Origin of the sequence: Protofrankia sp. Cr2, from assembly GCF_963555885.1 — a bacterium.
In the GTDB taxonomy this organism is placed as follows: Bacteria; Actinomycetota; Actinomycetes; order Frankiales; family Frankiaceae; genus Protofrankia.
This window is the reverse complement of the sequence record NZ_CAUVXG010000102.1, coordinates 6438-6999: the sequence shown is the minus strand read 5'-3', so window position 1 is coordinate 6999 and position 562 is coordinate 6438. Positions and strand designations below refer to the sequence as shown.

1 protein-coding gene is annotated in these 562 nt (G+C 66.0%); it reads right to left on the bottom strand.

Translation table 11 applies throughout. The features are described from left to right. Positions 1-327, bottom strand: a 327-nt coding sequence (locus tag U9978_RS23565) for a hypothetical protein (RefSeq protein WP_322763340.1), incomplete at its 3' end; no start/stop codon positions are given. Between the last annotated feature and the right edge of the window lie 235 nt (positions 328-562).

Sequence of the window (562 nt, the reverse complement as noted above, 5' to 3'; positions counted from 1 at the left end):
GGTCAGACCGTTCGCAAAACCGAACAGCGCATCCCCGCACCCCCGGTAGGCACGGGCCAGCCGGCCCAACCCGTCGGGCAGCTCCACCAACGCCTCGGTGAACAGGGACGCGTAGTCACCGACCATCGCCAGCTCGCCACCACTACCCGCGATCGCCCGCAACCGCACAGTGTTGTGTTCGGCGAGCTCAGCCTGGGTTCGCAACCGGACGGCCATCGCCCGCACCGCATCCGGATCACCCGGAGTCGGATCACCGTCCAGGTCCAGCACACCCCAGTCGCCCACCACGGTCCTCCCCGCATCCGCACCGACCATCAAGAGCAACATCGAGAGCGACCTACAGCCGCACGCTCACAACCCTATACGGAGGGTAACATAACGTGACATAAGCAAAAGTGGTGCCCTTTCGGGCAGGTGCCGGTGCGCCGACGGTCGTCTCGCACGGGGTGGTTTCCAGCTCGGGACGGCCCATACTCACACTGGTGGACCAGTCCGGACACCCAGCCCGACACACACCCCCCGGAGGGCGATCGTGGAGCATGACAACCTGGACGGTCCGCTA